The sequence below is a fragment of the Burkholderia sp. 22PA0106 genome (assembly GCF_047497155.1).
In the GTDB taxonomy this organism is placed as follows: domain Bacteria; phylum Pseudomonadota; class Gammaproteobacteria; order Burkholderiales; family Burkholderiaceae; genus Burkholderia.
Map to the genome: position 1 here is coordinate 2,587,664 of NZ_CP163162.1, position 18,039 is coordinate 2,605,702.

The 18,039-nt window shown below is 68.9% G+C and carries 18 protein-coding genes; 5 read left to right on the forward strand and 13 right to left on the reverse strand.

Annotated elements, in window-relative coordinates:
• Positions 1-103 precede the first annotated feature (103 nt).
• The gene (locus AB4850_RS11105) at positions 104-1,012 is read right to left on the reverse strand and encodes an NAD-dependent epimerase/dehydratase family protein (RefSeq protein ID WP_414439859.1); all 909 of its coding nucleotides are present in this window, start codon (positions 1,010-1,012) and stop codon (positions 104-106) included.
• A 105-nt stretch (positions 1,013-1,117) separates the two neighbouring features.
• Between AB4850_RS11105 and AB4850_RS11110 the strand changes: the two genes are divergently transcribed.
• Positions 1,118-2,035: a LysR substrate-binding domain-containing protein gene (locus tag AB4850_RS11110; protein ID WP_414439860.1), complete on the forward strand. Its 918-nt coding sequence runs from the start codon at positions 1,118-1,120 to the stop codon at positions 2,033-2,035.
• Positions 2,022-2,633 (forward strand): thiamine phosphate synthase, encoded by a 612-nt coding sequence (locus AB4850_RS11115; RefSeq protein ID WP_414439861.1) that lies wholly within the window; start codon positions 2,022-2,024, stop codon positions 2,631-2,633. The genes AB4850_RS11110 and AB4850_RS11115 overlap by 14 nt, the downstream gene beginning before the upstream one ends.
• 42 nt (positions 2,634-2,675) lie before the next feature.
• Here the strand turns inward: AB4850_RS11115 and AB4850_RS11120 are convergent, their stop codons facing one another.
• Together AB4850_RS11120 and AB4850_RS11125 are read right to left on the reverse strand one after the other, a co-directional pair.
• Positions 2,676-4,313: a DUF3459 domain-containing protein gene (locus AB4850_RS11120; RefSeq protein ID WP_414439862.1), complete on the reverse strand. Its 1,638-nt coding sequence runs from the start codon at positions 4,311-4,313 to the stop codon at positions 2,676-2,678.
• 215 nt (positions 4,314-4,528) lie between these two features.
• Positions 4,529-4,936 (reverse strand): VOC family protein, encoded by a 408-nt coding sequence (locus AB4850_RS11125; protein WP_414439863.1) that lies wholly within the window; start codon positions 4,934-4,936, stop codon positions 4,529-4,531.
• A gap of 149 nt (positions 4,937-5,085) precedes the next feature.
• On the opposite strand from AB4850_RS11125, the gene AB4850_RS11130 reads away from it, so the two are divergent.
• Positions 5,086-5,757, forward strand: coding sequence for a glutathione S-transferase family protein (locus AB4850_RS11130; protein ID WP_414439864.1), 672 nt, complete (start codon positions 5,086-5,088; stop codon positions 5,755-5,757).
• Positions 5,758-5,804: 47 nt separating this feature from the next.
• On the opposite strand, the gene AB4850_RS11135 is transcribed toward AB4850_RS11130, so the two are convergent.
• The 5 genes from AB4850_RS11135 to AB4850_RS11155 all read right to left on the reverse strand — a co-directional run bounded on the left by AB4850_RS11135 (position 5,805) and on the right by AB4850_RS11155 (position 9,968).
• The gene (locus AB4850_RS11135) at positions 5,805-6,461 is read right to left on the reverse strand and encodes a DUF1345 domain-containing protein (protein WP_414439865.1); all 657 of its coding nucleotides are present in this window, start codon (positions 6,459-6,461) and stop codon (positions 5,805-5,807) included.
• Positions 6,462-6,535: 74 nt separating this feature from the next.
• Positions 6,536-7,243: an RES family NAD+ phosphorylase gene (locus tag AB4850_RS11140; RefSeq protein WP_414442008.1), complete on the reverse strand. Its 708-nt coding sequence runs from the start codon at positions 7,241-7,243 to the stop codon at positions 6,536-6,538.
• Entirely contained in the window at positions 7,234-7,659 is a 426-nt protein-coding gene (locus AB4850_RS11145) for an MbcA/ParS/Xre antitoxin family protein (protein ID WP_414439866.1), read from the reverse strand. Before AB4850_RS11145 ends, AB4850_RS11140 begins: the two co-directional genes overlap by 10 nt.
• 323 nt (positions 7,660-7,982) lie before the next feature.
• Entirely contained in the window at positions 7,983-8,903 is a 921-nt protein-coding gene (locus AB4850_RS11150) for a metal-dependent hydrolase (RefSeq protein WP_414439867.1), read from the reverse strand.
• Between the two features lie 327 nt (positions 8,904-9,230).
• Positions 9,231-9,968, reverse strand: coding sequence for a winged helix-turn-helix domain-containing protein (locus AB4850_RS11155; protein WP_414439868.1), 738 nt, complete (start codon positions 9,966-9,968; stop codon positions 9,231-9,233).
• A 315-nt stretch (positions 9,969-10,283) separates the two neighbouring features.
• Between AB4850_RS11155 and AB4850_RS11160 the strand changes: the two genes are divergently transcribed.
• The gene (locus tag AB4850_RS11160) at positions 10,284-12,074 is read left to right on the forward strand and encodes an ATP-binding protein (protein ID WP_414439869.1); all 1,791 of its coding nucleotides are present in this window, start codon (positions 10,284-10,286) and stop codon (positions 12,072-12,074) included.
• Entirely contained in the window at positions 12,064-12,810 is a 747-nt protein-coding gene (locus AB4850_RS11165) for a response regulator (protein WP_414439870.1), read from the forward strand. Before AB4850_RS11160 ends, AB4850_RS11165 begins: the two co-directional genes overlap by 11 nt.
• On the opposite strand, the gene AB4850_RS11170 is transcribed toward AB4850_RS11165, so the two are convergent.
• The 5 genes from AB4850_RS11170 to AB4850_RS11190 are packed head-to-tail and all read right to left on the reverse strand — an operon-like array spanning position 12,807 to position 18,012.
• Entirely contained in the window at positions 12,807-13,520 is a 714-nt protein-coding gene (locus AB4850_RS11170; protein ID WP_414439871.1) for an AAA family ATPase, read from the reverse strand. The genes AB4850_RS11165 and AB4850_RS11170 overlap by 4 nt on opposite strands.
• Positions 13,517-14,410 (reverse strand): sugar phosphate isomerase/epimerase family protein, encoded by an 894-nt coding sequence (locus tag AB4850_RS11175; RefSeq protein ID WP_414439872.1) that lies wholly within the window; start codon positions 14,408-14,410, stop codon positions 13,517-13,519. Before AB4850_RS11175 ends, AB4850_RS11170 begins: the two co-directional genes overlap by 4 nt.
• On the reverse strand, positions 14,407-15,471 hold the full coding sequence (locus AB4850_RS11180) for an ABC transporter permease (protein WP_414439873.1): 1,065 nt from the start codon (positions 15,469-15,471) through the stop codon (positions 14,407-14,409). Before AB4850_RS11180 ends, AB4850_RS11175 begins: the two co-directional genes overlap by 4 nt.
• Complete coding sequence (locus tag AB4850_RS11185; protein WP_414439874.1) at positions 15,468-16,484, reverse strand: ABC transporter permease; 1,017 nt, start codon at positions 16,482-16,484, stop codon at positions 15,468-15,470. Before AB4850_RS11185 ends, AB4850_RS11180 begins: the two co-directional genes overlap by 4 nt.
• Positions 16,477-18,012 carry a sugar ABC transporter ATP-binding protein gene (locus AB4850_RS11190; RefSeq protein WP_414439875.1) on the reverse strand — a complete coding sequence of 512 codons (1,536 nt, stop codon included), beginning with the start codon at positions 18,010-18,012 and terminating at the stop codon, positions 16,477-16,479. The genes AB4850_RS11185 and AB4850_RS11190 overlap by 8 nt, the downstream gene beginning before the upstream one ends.
• Positions 18,013-18,039: the final 27 nt, after the last annotated feature.

The window sequence follows — 18,039 nt, forward strand, 5'->3', positions numbered from 1 at the left end:
CCGGCGTCCGCGTCACGATCCGCAGCAAAAAAAGCCCGCGCGCGCACCTTGCGGTGTCGCGCACGGGCTGCCCTGCGCCGCCGGCGCCGGGGCGCCGTTATTATCAGGCGCGCTCGGGCTGCATGTCGTTGGCAATCCATTCGATCACCGAGCGATGCTTCGGCTGCCAGCCGAGCAGGCGCCGGGCACGCTCGCCGCGCACGCGGCTGTTCGAGCCGAGCCCGTAGTTCGCCATCTCGTAGCCCCACTCCGCCTCGGCATCCTCGAGCGGCCAATCCTGCGCCGCGCCCAGGCCCATCGCCTTCGCGATCGCGGCCGACATCTCGCGGAACGCCGCTTCGCCACTCTCGACGAAGTAGAACGTGCCTTCGGCCGGCGTGCGTTCGAGCGCGAGCTTGTAGAGCGCGACCACGTCGTCGATATGCACGTTCGACCAGATGTTGCGGCCGGGGCCGACGTGGCGCACCACGCCGCTCTTTTGCGCCTGGCGAATCAGGCGCGGCAACTGCACGCTCTCGCGCGGCAGGCCCAGCCCGTGGCCGTAGATCAGCGTGTTGCAGAGCACGGCAGCGCGAATACCGTGCTGCGCCGCGCCCAGCACCAGCGTGTCGATCGCCACGCGCGCCGCCTTGTCGGCGGTCGGCTCGGGGAGCTTGTCTTCCTCGTAGATGCGATCGCTGCCCTCGCCGCCCGACGCGTCGCCGACGATGCTCGATCCGCTCGTATGCAGCAGCACCTTGCCCGAATCGCGCAGGCCGTCGATCAGCGCCTCGACCGCGCCGCGATGGTCGCTGTCGGCCGCGTTGATCACGGCGTCGGCCGCCTGCGCCTCGCGAATCAGCAGCGCGCGATCGTCGAGCGAACCGATGCGCGGCTCGACGCCGATCGCGCGCAATTCCTCGGCCTGCGCCTCGCGCCGCACCAGCCCGACCACCCGATGCCCGTCGGCGGCGAGGCCTGCCGCGATCGACCCGCCGATGAAACCGCCCGCACCCGTGATGAACACCTTCATGTCGTACTCCTTTCAAACGATTCGTGGAATGACAGCGAGTGTGGGCGCAATCGAAGCCCGCAAAAACCGTGTTAGCCTCAAGTCATTCTTGAATCCGGGTCAACAATGAAAACCTCGACCGAAGAATTGCAGACCTTCGTCGCGATCATCGACAGCGGCTCGATCACGGCCGCGGCCGAGCAACTGGGGCAGACGGTATCGGGCGTGAGCCGCGCGCTGAACCGGCTCGAACGCAAGCTCGGCGTGACGCTGCTGCGCCGGACCACGCGCAGCTCGCAACTGACCGACGAGGGCGAACTGCTGCTGGCCCGCGCGCGCGACATCCTGCAATCGGTGGAGGAAGCGGAAACCGCCGTCTCGCTGGGGCGTGTCAAACCGGCCGGCCGCCTGCGCGTGGATGCGGCCACGCCGTTCGTGCTGCATGCGATGGTGCCGCACCTGCCGGCCTTCACCGCGCGCTACCCCGATATCCAGCTCGAACTGACCAACAACGAACGTTTCGTCGACCTGATCGAACAACGGATCGACATCGCGATCCGGATCGGCACGCTGCCCGATTCGACGCTGCATGCGCGCCCGCTCGGCTCGGCGCCGCTGCATATTCTCGCGAGCCCGGCCTATCTGGCCGAACACGGCACGCCGCGCAGCGTGGCCGATCTCGCGCGGCACCGTACGCTCGGCTTCAGCGACATCGAAACGCTGAACCGCTGGCCGCTGCGGCGCGGCGCCCGCAATGGCAACAGCAATGGCGCGGACAACCACGACGGCGTGACGATCCAGCCCGCGCACACCGCATCGAGCGGCGAGACGATCCGGCACCTCGCGCTCGCGGGGCTCGGCATCGCGTGCCTGTCGGATTTCATGAGCGCCGACGACATCGCGACCGGCCGGCTGGTGCCGGTGCTGACCGAACACATGACCGGCTACCGCCAGCCGATCAGCGCCGTCTACTATCGCCACGCGGCGCTGACCGGGCGCGTGCAGGGCTTCCTCGATTTCCTGAGCCAGCATGTCAAGTTCTGACGCCGCGCTGCCGCCCGTCTACCTGATCACGCCCGAGCCGGCATCGGCCTCGACGGTCGATCTCGATGCGTTCGTCGCGCGGCTCGACGCGGCGTTGGCCAGCGGCATCGCGCTCGTGCAACTGCGCGTGAAGTCGATCGATACGGAATCCTTTGCATTGCTGGCGGCGCGCGTGATCGAGCATGCCCATCGCGCGAACGCGCGCGTGATCTGCAACGGGCCGCTCGCGCCGAACGACGCACTCGCGCTCGGCGCCGACGGCGTGCATCTGAGCCAGGCCGCGCTGCTGGCCACGCAAGCGCGGCCAGTGCCAGCCACGGCGCTGTTGTCCGCCGCGTGCCACGACCGCGCCTCGCTGCTGCATGCGCAGCGGATCGGCGCAGACCTCGTCACGCTGTCGCCGGTCAAGCCGACGCTCACGCACCCGGGCGCGCCCGCGATGGGCTGGACGCATTTCGCCGCGTGCGTGGCGGCCCTTCCTCACGGTGATGCGATGGCCGTCTATGCGCTCGGCGGCATGACGCGCGCCGACCTGCCGCAAGCGCGCACGCATGGCGCGCACGGCGTGGCGGGCATTCGGGGTTTCGGAGGGGATTGAACGAGCCGGCGCCTGCATCGAGCAAGCGCCGGCTCGTGACGCTCAGGCCTCGCAGGCCTGCTCGTCGACCGGATAGGCGCGCGTGTCGTGCGTCAGCGCATAGCCGTTGACGTCGCCCGTCAGCCAGGCCATCAGCGAGTACGGCGGCAACTGCCCGAGCAGCACGGTGTCGCGCGCGCGAGGCGGTGTTTCGAACACCACGGTGCCGCCAAGCACATGCTCGAACGGCAGCGGCTCGGGCGACAGATTCAGCGCGAGGCTCAATACCTCGCCGTCGCCGAGCGACCAGACGGCCAGCAACGCATCGGCCTCGCTGCCATCGCCCAATTGCAGCAGATCGGCCGATTGCGGCCGCGAGTCGGCCAGCCGCGGCGCGATCAGCTTGGCGCGCACGGCCAGCGCGGAGCGGATGAAACGCTCGCTGGCCTCGTCGGGCGCAGCCTCGGCGAAGATCAACGGAATTTGCGGCGTGAGCAGCGACAGCGCCAACGCGGCCAGCCCGGCCTGGCGCGTGGCCGGCGACGGGCGGCTCGCGCCGTCGGACAGCACCAGCGACGTCATCGCCAACGCGCCATCGGCCGCACCGCGCTCGTCGCCGCGTTGATAGGCCGAGCCGCCGGCCGTCAGCGCACGCGCCAGCGTGTGGATGGTCTGGCGCGTCGAGATCGCCTCGCGATACGGATGCGCGGCGCGCCCCGTCAGACGATGCAGCGCGCGTTCGCCCGATTCGTTCCATTGCGCATCGAAATGCGTATCGCCCAGATGCGACGGATGACGCTGGCTGCCGAGCACGAAATGCACGAGCCGGTCGTTCGATACGGCCGCGCGTGCGCGATCGGCGATCTCGCGCAGGCCGGCATTGTCGATGCGGTCCGCGTCGCGCAGGCGCACGCCGTCGCAGCGATATTCCTCGATCCAGTAGAGCGCGTTGTCGCAGAAGAAATCGCACACCTCGGGGTGTTCGAGCGCGAGCGGCGCGTGCTGCGGATCGTCGCGCAACTGGTAGAACGGCGCGGCGTAGCGCTGCAGGCCATCGTGGCCATTGCCGAAGCGCGCGTAGTCGAGATCGAGCAGCACCGCGAGGCCGAGGCCATGCGCATCGTCGATCAGCGCCTTCAACGCATTCGGGCCGCCGTAGGCGGCCACCGGCGCGAACGGCAACGCGTCGTGCAGCGCATCGGGCGAGGCCAGCAATTCGAGCGCGGTCACGCCGAGCCGTGCGAGTTGCGGCAAGCGTTGCCGCACCGCTTCGTAGCCGCCCACCGCGCCGGGCTGGATCGCGTAGAACGCCATCTCCTCCCACGGTCGCCCGCGCCAGAACGTATTGCGCCACACGAATTCGCGCGGATCGATCACCTCGCTCGCGCCGCCGATGCCGTCGGGTTGCGAGCGCGAGGCCGGATCGGGAATCAGCAGCGTGTCGTCGAGCCGATAGCGATAGCGCGTGCCGGGGCCGCATTGCGCGAAGGCCTCGAACCAGCCCTGGCCGGCATGTTCCATGTCGATGGCGGGCTCGGCCGAGCCGTCGATGCCGAATTCGAGGCGCACTTCGGCGCTGACGGGGGCCCAGAGGCGGAAGTGGGTGCGGAGCGTGGCGGCGCTCTCGCTGCAGGGCTGCGCGCCGAACGCCAGGCAGTGCGTATAGCGGTGCGCGTGAGGGTCGTGCGGACAATCGGACATGTGATGCGCTCCTCGCGAGTGCGGAAGGCATCCGGCACCTGCAAACTACGTGCCGGGGCGGTGGAGTGGCTCAGTATGCGCTGAATCGTCCGATGAAGCGAGCATCGGAGTCCGTAATTTTTTAATGCGAATCGACCCCGGCAGAGCGGGTCGAGGCACGAATTTAGCTACCGCGATTCGATAGGAGAGCCAAAGGATTGGCGCCACCGCCAGCCTCAATCGGCCGCCGTTTCGGCGGCGTCGGCCTGCATCAACTGGAACACGTTGCCTTCGGGATCGACGCCATCGCAGAGGCGATACGGAAAGCCCGCATAGCGCTTGACGCCGCGCATCGGCACACCGGCGCGCACGAGCGCGTCGTGCAAGGCCTCGATATCGTGCGTCACGCGAAACACGAACTTCGCGTTCGACGCGTGAGTACGCATCGCCGCGCCCCCTTCCCCATCGACGCGATATGCCTCGCCGACGCGATGCAGCGCCATCTCCACGCCGCCCGCATCGAGCACCACCCACTCGCCGTCGATCTCCTCGCGCAGCGGCAAGCCAAAATGCGTTTGGTAGAAAACCTTCAACTGACGCACGTCGTGCGTGTATAGAATCACCCGGGTCATCGGAAGCGGCATCGGCATGGTTTCTTGATTTCTCGGTCGGATCGGCGCAATGGACGGGCGCCCCCGCGAGAATAACCCGGCCGCCGCGCTCCGGTCCGCTCGTCCGGTGCCGCCGCGAGCGGCGCGCGCCGCGCGGAAGGCGGCCTCCACTCCCCAGGCCCATGCTGACCGTCCATCATCTGAACAACTCGCGCTCGCAGCGCGTGCTCTGGCTGCTCGAAGAACTCGGCGTGCCCTACGAACTGAAGCGCTACCAGCGCGACCCGCGCACCATGCTCGCGCCGCCCGAACTGCGCGCCGTGCACCCGCTCGGCAAATCGCCCGTGATCACCGACGACGGCCTGACGCTGGCCGAATCGGGCGCCATCATCGAATACCTGATCGATCGCTACGGCGAGGGCCGCTTTGCGCCCGCACCCGGCACGCCGGAGCGGCTGCGCTACCGGTACTGGCTGCATTACGCGGAAGGCTCGGCGATGCCGCCGCTGCTGCTGAAGCTGGTCGCGCAGCGGATCGCGCAGGCGCCGATGCCGTTCTTCGCCAAGCCGATCGCGCGCAAGATCGCGGCCACGCTGCAATCGAGCTTCGTCGATCCGCAACTGAAGCTGCATCTCGGTTATATCGAAGCTGAACTCGGCGCGACCGGCTGGTTTGTCGGCGATGCGTTCAGCGCCGCCGACGTGCAGATGAGCTTCCCGCTCGAAGCCGCCGCCTCGCGCGCCGACACGGTGGCGCAACTGCCGGCGATCCGCGCGTTTCTGGAGCGGATCCACGCGCGGCCGGCCTACCAGCGCGCGCTCGAACGCGGCGGCCCGTACGGCATGGTGAGCTGACGCCGCCCTCCGCACCATGCCGCGCAATACGGACCACAAACGGGCCGCTAACTGCCGAGCAGCCCCGCCGCGACGTTGATCGACAGCCCGAGCACCGCCATGTTGAAGTAGAACGACAGGATCGATTGCGCAAGCCCCGCGCGGCGGATCGATCGGTTGTTCAGCATCACGTCGGAGGTTTGCGAGGCCACCGCGATCGTGAACGAGAAATACAGGAAATCCCAGTAATCGGGCTCGACGTCGCGATCGGGAAACTGCAACGCGCGCGCCTTCTCGGGCGACTGGTAGTAGAGCCGCGCGTAATGCAGCGTGAAGATGGTCGGGATCAGGAACCACGCGCCGAACAGCGTCGCGCCCGTCACCGCGTAGTGCTCGATGCCGGCGCGCAGGCCCACGCTCTTGGCGCTGGCCAGCTCCACCGCAATGGCGGCCACGCTCGCCACCGTCGCGACGCAGATGATGGTCAGCACCGTCGTGGCGCTCTCGTCCTCGCGCCTCGCGATCTCCTGCACCTTGTCGTGATGCGCACGCGTCATCTGCCACCACATCATCGCCAGATACAGCCAGACGGTGATGTCCCAGCCCACCAGCACGCGCGGGAAGCGGCCATGCACCATCGGCAGGCACGCCGCGCCCAGCACGCCGAGCAGCAGCGCCACCCACATGCGGGGCCGGTTGCGCACCAGCATCGGAACGTTCTTCATCGACACCTCTTCAGAGGAAAACGGACGGCGCGACTGCGCCGGGCAAAGGGATCAAGCAGGATCGGATGGCAAGCTCAACCGACCTGGTTCAGTTCGAACACGACGTCGACCGCCGAGCCGTTCCAGTTGTATTCGAGATACGCCGCGTGATGACAATCGCGCAGCATCGTGGTGCGGAACGCGGCCAGGCATTCGCCGCCGCGATCGCGCACCGACGGATAGGCCAGGCCCGCGAAACCGGCGCCGCGCACCATGCGGCCGAACACGCGGCCCGCCGAGTAATCGGTGCGGTCGAGCAGGGCCGGATCGCGCGCATCCCAGGCGCGGATGTCGGCCACTTCGCCGTGCGCGGCCACCGTGTAAAGCCGCATCTGCTGGCGCAGCGGCTTTTCCCGGGTGGCGGCGAGAAACAGGCTGGTGTGATGGCGCGTTTCGGCGATCGCCGTCTGCCGCGAGCGCGCGCAGTAGAACACGCCGTAGCTGCCGTCCGAGAAGCGGCTGCCCTGCGGGTTCAGGTGCGTGAACGCGGCCATGATCGGCCCGTAGCCGGGGCCGAAACGGCGCTCCGGGAACGGCACCAGATCGAGCTGGCCGACCTCGGCGCGCACGCGGTCGTTGGTCATCGCCTCGAGCGCGTAGAGCGCGTCGAAATCCTCGGGCGAGGCCACGCGGTCGAACAGGTTGATGGCGGGGAAACGGGTGGGAATGATGCGGTAGGCAGGCGCCCAATCGAGCGTGGAAACGGGCCAGCGGGTCGATCGTTCGGCTGATGTCACGCCCAGCCCCCCCGCACGGCGTCGAGATACTGGCGCACCGCCACCAGGTCGCTGACGTTGCCGGCCAGCATCCGGTCGAGCGCGCGGCGGCCGTTGAACGGCGCGGCGTCGTTCTTGCGCTTGACCCAGCCGTCGGCCGCCTCGGGCGGCAGCAGGATCTGCAAGGCCTTGTAGATGCCGAGCATCAGCGACAGGCGTTCGAGCGTGTCGCGCGCGAGCCGCGCCGTTTGCGGCGAGGCCTTCCATTTGAAGAACGTCGAGCGGCCCGGCGAACCGAGCAACACGATCTGCTCGTCGGTCGACAGATCCCAGTCGTTCGCGATGTTGAAGAACGCGCGCAGGCCGGCGGCGGACATCTGCGCGGTGGTGGCTTCGGGAATGGCCGGCGAGGCCGGAAGCGGGGTCGAAGCGGGTAGAGACATGGCCGTTAGTCTCAAAGTGAATTGACTAACAAGATTAGTCTATTTCGGGATGAATGCAAGGATCCGATACCGAACGGCGTCTGTCCAGGCCGCCGGCACCGTCGCCGGACGCGGGCTGGCGGGGCATCGCGGGCGATTGTCGCAGCGCATCGATGACGGCCGTCACCGCGCGCGGCGTGCGCCGATCCGATCAGGGCGGTGCGGCGAAATGTCGGACGAATCGCGGCGGCAATAAAAAACGGTGGCGGCGCTTGCACGTCGCCACCGCTGCTTTTCCGCCCCCGCCGATTACGCGCGGTTCGGCCTGCTTTTCAGGCCGCCTTTCACGCCACCGCGCCCAAGCGCCGCCGCACCGCCGACACCTGCGGCTCGCCGCGTACGGCCTGTCGTGCATCATTCTCGGCGACGATCTGCGCCACCCGCGCCAGATGGCGGCGATTGTCGTGATCCCACGGATGGAAGCCCGGCCGGAAAAAACTCAGCCATTCGCGCGCGATGCGCGGAAACACGCCGTGACGCGGGCCGTACAGGAACTGGATCACGCGCAACATGCCGCGCACGCGCTGGCCGGAGGTGCGATCCGAGCGGATCAGCCGCGTATGGAGCAGGAACACGGTGGGCCAGAACGTCAGCGTGGTCATCAGGTACGTGCCGACGCGCATCAGGTAGCGCTTCGCGCCCGGCTCCATGACGGCGTTCCACACGTCGAACGACACCGCCTTGTGCTCGGTTTCCTCCAGCGCATGCCAGATCCACATCTGCTTGTAGCCGGCCTCGGCGCCATCCATGCGTGACGCATCGTCGAGCAGCAAGCCGGCCAGCATCGCCGTGTAGTGCTCGGCAGCCACCGTGTGCGCGAGCTGCATCGAATGCGGCATGACGCGCTTCATCCAGCCGAGCACCTTCCAGATGCGCTGGTCGAGCTTGCGGGCCGGCAGCCGGTTGGCCTGCAGCGCCTCGTTGTACTCGATGTGCTCGCGCGTGTGCATCGCTTCCTGGCCGATGAAGCCGATCACCTGCTGCTTGAGCACCGGATCGTCGATGCGGTCGCGATAGTTGCGCACCGAATCCATGAAGAACCGCTCGCCGGCCGGAAACAGCAGCGACAGCGCGTTGAAGAAATGCGTGACGGCCGGCCCCTGGCCGTGCCAATCCTTGGCGCGCTCGACCGGCAGCGTGAAGTGCAGATCCCGGCGCACGGGCATGATGTCGGCCGCGACGGCGGCTGCGGACGGATGGGACATCGCTGATGCTCCTTGACGGATCGTGCGGCGCAGAATGCGTCGCACCCCGAATGATTACATTGAACGATGTAACGATACGGGAAGGTGTCGCGGCCGCGCAAGCCCCGCGCTAGTGGCGCGCTTCCAAACGCCGGGGGCGCGCGGCGCGGCCCGCCGGGCCGGCAACGCACGCCCGGCTTGAAACCGGGCACGTCTGAGGAATGACGAAGGAAGGCGATGCGGCACGCCGCGCGGCGTCGAAAAAACTTTGAAAAATCCTCGGATGAGGACGAAAAACGACGGCGATGCGCGGGTTGTCGATGGGGTCGAAGCGGAAACGGCGAACGTTCAGGCGGCCACGGCGCCAGCCATCGCGCCGTGTTCCTCGGGCGGCGGCACGAAGATATAGCCGCGCCCACGCATGGTCTGGATATGGCGCGGCTGGTCGCGGTTGTCCTCGATCAGCGCGCGCAACCGGAACACCAGCACGTCGAGGCCACGCTCCGAGCGCGATTCGTCGCCGACCTGCAGCAGTTGCAGCAGCGTGGCGCGCGACAGCACCTGCAGCGGATGGTTGACGAACGCCTTGAGCAGCGCGAACTCGCTGGGCCGCAGCCCGAGATCGCGGCCGCGCTTGCTGGCGCGCCGCGCGGCGAAATCGATCTCGATATGGCCGATCACACGCGGGCGCGGCACCTGGATCACGTTCGCGGCCGCCCCGACCGGGCGATGCACGATGGTGCGGATGCGGGTGGACAGTTCGAGCAGGTTCAGCGGCTCGGACAGGAAATCGTCGGCGCCGAATTCGAGCGCGAGCACCTTGTCGCTGACGTCGGGCTCCTCGCCGATCAGCACCACCGGCATTTCATAGCCGGCCGCACGCAACTGACGCAGCGATGCGTAGCTATCCGAATAGCCGGGGCCGGCGCGCATCACGATCGCCGACGGGCGCTCGCGTTCGACGCGCTCCACCAGCGTGGCGGCCGAATACCAGACGGACATCTCCATCCGGTGCTTGCTGAAATGCGTGCGCATCGCGTCGCGCACGGTTTCGTTCGGTTCGATGACTAGGACGTTGAGGCTCATGGACAATCCGCAAGATGGGCGTCGATCCGGAGGCTGGGCGGCATTGGCCTGCGCCGCGGCCGCGCGCCGCCGTCCGGGACGATGCGCGATGCCCCGAGACTAAGCACAGAATGCGCATCAAAAATGGGGGAATTAAGGAGAAAATGTGGAACCGCCCCGCGCACCGGCACGCAGCGCGCGCAAAGGACGGACAATCCGCCGCTGGCGTCGGGCGAGCCGGCCACCGCGCGGCACCGCTCCGCCCTTTAAGCCCTTTAAGCCCTTTACGTTCCATTACGCCCTGCGCGGCATCTCCCCTGGCCATCCTGTCCCGGTATGAAAGTCGGCATCACCTCGAAACTGTTCCTCGCGATCCTCGTCACCTGCGTCGCCGTTGCCGTCGCGATGGGGGCAGCGATGCGCTACAGCTTCGAGAACGGCTTCGTGCGCTATCTGGTGGGCCGCGACGACGAGGAAGTCGCACGCGTGACGAAGGCGCTCGAAAGCCGCTACGCGACGCACGGCAACTGGGATTTCATCACCGCCACGCCCGAGGCGTGGCCCGCGTTCGTGCGCTCGGTCGCGCCGATCTTCCCGCACGACGGCATGGGGCCGGATGGCTGGGCGCACGGCAATCCGCCCGGCGCGGGACCGCGCGGCGACGGCGATCCGTTCTGGCGCGACGGCGGCTTCGGCGGCCCGCCACGCGGCAGCGACGGGCGCTGGCACGGCCGGCCCGGCCGTGGGTCGTGGAACGGCGCGGCATCGGATGCCGAGGGCGGCGAGCGCGGCATGCAGGGCGACCGCGACGCACGCTGGCGCCACGAGCGCGCGCAGCGCGACGCCGAGGCCTCGGCCGGCTCCAATGCAGGCTCAAGCGCTGTATCAAGCGCCAACTCAAACGCCGCCCAGGACAACATCCCCCGCCATCGCGCCCCCTGGGACGACCACTCCGGCAGCGCCGCCGACACCGCTCGCCGCGACGGCTACGGCATGCCGTACGACGGCTGGCGCGACCGTCCGCCCGGCTTCCGTCACCTGCCGCCGATCGCGCTGTTCGACGCCGCGCGGCATCGCCTCGTCGGCTACCCGCCGCCGCCCGACACGCCGCTGCATGCGCTGCGCGCGGGCGGCAAGGTGGTCGGCTGGCTGTCGATCGCCAAGCCCGGCGGGCTGTTCTACGCGGCCGACCAGCGCTTCCAGATGCAGCAGTCGCGCGCCACCTGGGTCATCGTGGTGGCGGCGGCCGTGCTGTCGGCGCTGGTGGCGATGGTGCTGGCGCGGCTGATCCTCGCGCCGGTGCGCCGCATCGTGCGCGCCACCCACCGGCTCGCCGAGGGCCAGTACGCGGTGCGCGTGCCCGAGCGCGGCAGCGACGAACTGAGCCAGCTCGCGGTGGACTTCAACAAGCTCGCCGCCTCGCTGGCCGCCGCCGAGCGCGCGCGGCGCGACTTCTTCGCGGATATCTCTCACGAGTTGCGCACGCCGCTCGCGGTGCTGCGCGGCGAAGTGGAAGCGCTGGAGGACGGCGTGCGCCGCCCCGACGCCGCCACCTTCGCCTCGCTCCAATCGGAGATCGCCCTCCTCAGCAAGCTGATCGACGACCTGCACGAGCTGTCGCTGGCCGACATCGGCGCGCTGTCGTTCGAGATGATTCCGGTGGATGTGGCGCGCGTGGTGGAGATCACGGCCGAATCGTTCGTCGAGCGGCTCGGCGCGAAGCGCATCGCGCTCGACACGAAGGTGCCGGCCGGGCCGGCGCTGATGTCGGGCGACCCGCACCGGCTCGCGCAACTGCTGCAGAACCTGCTGGAAAATTCGCTGCGCTATACCGACCCGGGCGGCGCCGTGCAGGTGGCCGTCACGGGGCGCGGCGAGCAATGGCAGATCGACGTGCTCGATTCGCACCCGGCGGTGCCCGACGCGATGCTCGCGAACGTGTTCGACCGGCTGTTCCGCGTCGATGTTTCGCGCAGCCGCCAGAGCGGCGGCTCGGGCCTCGGCCTGGCGCTGTGCAAGCATATCGTCGAGGCGCACGGCGGCACGATCGCGGCGCGCCGCTCGCCGCTCGGCGGCCTCTGGATCATGATGCTGTTCCCCTCGTTGAAGCCGGACCATGAACACTGACCGCCCCGGGCCGACCATCCTGATCGTCGAGGACGAGCCGAAGCTCTCCGCCCTGCTCGCCGATTATCTGCATGCCGAAGGATTCGGCACGGCGATCGTGGCCGACGGCCGCGAGGTAGTGCCTTACGTGCAGGCGCACGAACCGGCGCTGGTGCTGCTCGACCTGATGCTGCCGGGGCGCGGCGGCCTGGACATCTGCCGCGACCTGCGCGGCTTCTCGATCATTCCGGTGATCATCCTGACCGCGCGCGTCGACGAGATCGACCGCCTGCTCGGCCTCGAACTGGGCGCCGACGACTACGTCTGCAAGCCGTTCAGCCCGCGCGAGGTGGTGGCGCGCGTGAAGGCGATCCTGCGCCGCATCGATCAGGCCGCCCGGCCGAAACCGGCCGGCGAGGAAGCCGGCGCAAGCCCGGGCGGCCCGTTCGCGATCGATCCCGAGCATCACCTCGCGCAACTGCACGGCCGCAACCTGCACCTGACGCCGGTGGAGCTGCGCCTGCTCGCGCTGCTGGTGGCGAACCCGGGCCGTATCTATTCACGCGATTTCCTGCTGCGGCGGCTCTACGACGACCATCGCGTCGTGACCGACCGCACCGTCGACAGCCATGTGAAGAACCTGCGCCGCAAGCTGCAGGCGGTGCAGCCCGAGCACGACTACATCCGCTCGATCTACGGCGTCGGGTATCAGTTCGAGCCCGACGCGAACGCGGCGGGCGGCGGCGCACTGCGCTAGACGTTCTTCACGCGGAAATCGGCGCGCACGCAACCGGTCAGCACGCGATCGACGTTCGGCAGGTCGTTGCCGTCGAGCTTGGCGAGGATCGCATCGGCATCCATGCCGTAGCCGTGCCAGCGCGCCGACAGGCGCTCCACCAGCACCGCGCGCGGCACCTCGAGCATCACGGTCGCATCGAAGAAGCCGCGCAGCGGCGCCCATGCCGGGTCGTCAAGCAGCAGGTAATTGCCCTCCACCACGATCGTGCGCGCGGCGGGCGCGATGATCTCCGCGCCGGCGCGGGCGATCTCGACCGAACGATCGAAGACCGGCACGGCGATCTCGCGGCCGTCGTCGGCCGCCAGCCGCGCGAGCATCGCGGCCAGCCCGTCGATGTCGAACGTATGCGGCGCGCCCTTGCGCGGGCGATCGCCACGCGCATTCAGCACGCGGTCGTCGTAGTGATAGCCGTCCATCGCGAGCAAGGCCGCGCGGCCCGGCCGGCCCTCGCACAACGTCGCGCACAAGCGCGCGGCGAACGTGCTCTTGCCCGCGCCGGGCGGCCCGGCCACGGCGACGATGCGGCGCGCGCGGCGCGCGCCGCGCCCGGCCGCATCGTTCACTGCGTGCGCCGTATCCATCGCGCGCAACGCGGCGGCCAGCGCCTCGAACGTCACCTCGCGCGCCGCGCCCTCGCCCTGACCGTGAAGCTGGCCTGCCACGCTCATGGCAGGCGGCTCCGCTCGGCCTGCTTGAGCGCTTCCTGCGCCGATTTCAACTGCGCACGCGTGTACAGCAGCGCATGCGAGGCCAGGTCGCGACTGTCTTCCCAGAGATTGCGCCACACCGCGAGAATGCCTTCGAGCGGCTGCCCGACCACGCGTGACGAAAAGCTCTCGAACGTGATCGGCCCCGTGTAGCCCGAGAACACCAGCGCGCGGAACACCTCGGAAAAATCGATGCTGCCCGAGCCCAGATAGCCGCGATGCGAATCGCCGGTATGGAAATAGCCGAGATGCGCGCCGGTTTCGCGTATCGCCGTCATCACGTCGGATTCCTCGATATTCATGTGGTAGGTGTCCAGATGGACCTTCACGTTCGGCAGGCCGATCCGCTCGCACATCTCGACGCCCTGCGACGCCGTGTTCAGCACGTTCGATTCGTAGCGGTTGACCACTTCGAGGCCGAGCATGATGCCGCTTTGCGCGGCGGTTTCGGCCACCTGCCCGATGATCTCGGCCGACATCGCCACGCCGGCCGGCGTGGTCGGCACGAAGTTCTTCTGGAAGGCGGAATAGAGAATACCGCAGACATGCCGCGCGCCGCAGTCGCGCGCCACGCGCAGCGCGTCCTCCAGCTTGCGCTTGCCGCGCGCGGCCTTTTCCGGGTCGCCGCTCGAGATGTCCGAATCGGCGTCGAGGCCCAGCGAGAAACTGCAACCGATGCCGGCGCGCTCCAGTTCGCGCCGCGTGAACGCGGTATCGATCGAGGCCGGGTCCAGCGCCGGAATCTCGATGAAGTCGAAACCCACTTCGGCCGTGTTCGCGATCGCGCGCGCGGCTTCCTCGTGGCTCCACCCGGCCTCCCAGACCAGTGCATGTACGCCCAGCTTGTTCATTCGCTCTCCTTGTGTCGACGGGATGCGGGCGCGGCCACCGGCGGCCGGGGCGCGCGCTCGCGGAACAGGTGCTGCAGGACGCCGTGCGCCCAGATCCAGCGGGCCAGCATCACGGCGAGCAGGAACGCGCCCCACAACGCCGTGGCCAGATGCTGGTTCGCGCCGAGCAGGTTCAGGCCGGAGGCGATCACCTGCAGGATCACCAGGGCGATCACCACCGGCACCACGCGGCCGAACCCGCCGAACGGATCGACGCGGCCCAGGAAGCAGGCCAGCACCGAGATCAGCAGGAACGCCTCGCCGTGGCCGACGCGCACGGAATTGAAACTGCACAGCATCACCACCCCGGCGACGCCGCACATCAGGCCCGACAGCATGTAGATGCGCGTGATCGCGCGCGCCGTGGCGATGCCCGAATAGCGCGTGGCCTCCAGGTTCGAACCGACCATCCGGGTGGCGAAGCCGAGCCGCGAGCGCGTCATCACCACATGCCAGATCAGCGCGCAGCCGATGAAGATCCACAGCGGCACCGGCACGCCGAGCCACAGCCCGTTGCCGAGATAGCGCACCGAGGCCGGGAAGCCGGAAATATCGCCGCCGCGCGTGAGGAATTCGCCGAGCCCGCGTAGGAAGATCATCGCGGACAGCGACACCAGGATCGGGCTCGCGCCGGTGTAGGCGATGATCGCGCCGATCATCGCGCCGGCCGCCGCGCCGGTGGCCAGCGCCGCGACGATGCCGAGCAGCACGATGCCGAGGCTCGCGTCGGCGCCGCCGTGCGACTGGATCACCCAGGCCATCGCCAGGCCGGCCATGTTGGCCGTGAACGTGACGGCCAGGTTGAAGCCGCCCGAAATCAGCGGCATCAGCATCGCCAGCGTGAACAGGCCCAGCTCGGGCAACTGGAACGCGATCGATTCGAACGTGCCGAACGTCATGAAGCGGTCGGAAGCCACGCTCAACGCGATCACCACCACGGCCAGGAAGCCGAGCAGCCCGGCGACGTCGGCCGGCACCGCGAACGCGGCGCGCCAGCCGGATGAACGGGATGACGTGTTCATGAGCCCACCTTTGCGCCGCGCGCGGCCCAGCGCGTGCCCACCAGCCGAGCGACGCCGTCGCTCGACAGCGTGATCGCCGCGAGGATCACCGCGCCCACGATCATCTTGTAGGCGTACGAGGAAATGCCGAGCAGGTTCAGGCCGTTGGCCGTGACCGACACCAGCAGGATGCCGAGGATCGCGCCGAGCACCGTGCCGCGCCCGCCGCCCAGCCGCGCGCCGCCGAGCACCACGGCGGCCAGCACGTCCAGCTCGCGGCCGTACATCGCGTTCGGCACCACCTCCTGCACGTAGTGCGCCTGCATCAGCCCGGCGATGCCGCTCATCATGCCGAGCCAGCCATACGCGAGGTAGTGCATGCGGCCGAGCCGGATGCCCACCCGCCGCGCCGCTTCCGGGTTGTCGCCGGTCGCGTAGAGCTGGCGGCCGGCGGTCGTGCGGCGCAACAGGAACCAGGTGGCCGCCACGCACACCGCCATCACCGCCACCGGCAGCGCGAGCGTGGCCACGCCGCTCGCCGTCTGCCATTGCAGCAGCGAGACGCGGTTCATCCACCAGTCGGGCAGGTCGTAGATCGACACGCCGCCCGTCACGAACATCAGCCCGCCGAAGAACAGGTTGAAGGTGGCGATCGTCACCACGATCGAGACGATCCGGAAGCGGTAGATGATGGTCGCGTTCAGCGCGCCGAGCAGGAAGCCGAAGCCCATCGCCGCCGCGAAGCCGAGCGCCCAGTTGCCGCCGCCGAGCCGCGCCACGGCGAGCGCGGTCAGGTACTGCGTGACCGACGCGCCCACCGCGAACGAGATGTCGATGCCGCCCGCGATCAGCACCACCAGCAGGCCGACCGCGAAGATGATGTTGACCGCGCTCTGGTTCAGCAGGTCGAACAGGTTGGACAGCGTCAGGAACGTCGAGGTGGTGAGGCCGAGGCCGGCCGCCATCACGGCGAGCACGGCGATCAGCAGCGCCTCGATCGAGCCGATGCCGGTCTTGCGGAGCAGGTCATGCATGGACGTCTCGCTCGATGGTGTCGATCGGAACCTCGCCCGGCACGTATTCGGCCGTGAGGCGGCCGCCGCGCATGTGCAGGATCCGGTCGGCGTTGAAATAGACCTCGGGAATCTCGTCCGAGATCAGCAGGATCGCCATCCCCGCCTGCGCCAGCTCGCGGATGATCGCGAAGATGCCGGCGCGCGCGCCCACGTCCACGCCCACCGTCGGCGAATCGAGGATCAGCACCTTCGGTTGCGTGGCCAGCCACTTGGCCAGCACCACGCGCTGCTGGTTGCCGCCCGACAGCGTCGAGACGGCATCGTCGGGATGGCCGATCTTGACGGCGAGCTTCGCGACCCAGTCGCGCACCAGCGCCTCGCGGCGGCGCGTGGAAATCAGCCGGGTGGCGTCGAGCAGGCCGTCGAGCACGGAGATCGCGGTGTTGTCGGCGATCGATTGCGGCTGCACCAGGCCCAGTTGCAGGCGGTCTTCCGACACGTAGGCGATGCCGGCGCGAATCGCGTCGCGGTTCGAGCGCAGCGCGAGCCGCCGGCCGTCGAGTTCCACCGTGCCCGCGTCGGGCCGCGTCATGCCGAACAGCGACAGCGCCAGCTCGGTGCGGCCCGCGCCGAGGCGGCCGGTCAGCCCGAGAATTTCACCGCGCCGGATCGTGAAATCGAGCCCGGCGTATTCGCGCCCGCGCGACAGCCCGGCCACCCGCAGCACCACCGGCGCGGCCGACAGATCGGTGCTGCGCACCGCGTAATCGAAGGTGCGGCCCGTCATCAGTTCGGTCAGGCGCGTCTGCGTCATGCCGGCGGTCGGATAGGTGCCGACGTAGCGCCCGTCGCGCATCACCGTCACGCGCGTGCAGACGTCGAGCACCTCGGCCAGCCGGTGGCTGACGAACACCACGGCGATGCCGTCGGCCGACAGCCGCCGCACGATCGCCAGCAGCGCCTCGGTTTCGGCGTGGCTCAACGAGGCGGTGGGCTCGTCCATGAACACCAGCCGCGCCTCGGCCACCAGCGCCCGCGCGATCGCCACGATCTGGCGCTGCGCGATCGACAGCTTGCGCACCGGGCGATCGAGATCGAGCGCCACGCCGAGCCGCTCGAGAATCCGGCGCGCGGCGGCCTGCATGCGGCCGTAATCGACCCAGCGCAGCCGCTCGCCGAGGTTCTGCTCGAACGCGATGTTCTCGGCCACCGTCATCTCGGGAAACAGCGCGAGGTCCTGCCAGATCACCTGCACGCCGAGCCGGCGCGCGGCGGCCGGATCGAGCGCGGCGAGCGGCTCGCCGTCGAAGCGCATCTGCGCGCCGGGCTCCGGTTGATAGACACCGCTGACGATCTTGATCAGCGTGCTCTTGCCGCAGCCGTTCTCGCCGGCCAGGCACAGCACCTCGCCCGGCATCACGTCGAAACGCACCTGCTGCAAGGCCTTCACGCCGCCGAACGTCTTCGAGATGTTCTCGAGATGCAGCAGCGCGGGGGCCTGCGCCGGCGCCCGGTCGGCGGCCGGCGCGGAGGAAGCGGGAATCATGGAAGACATCTCCCTTGCGTGAGCTTG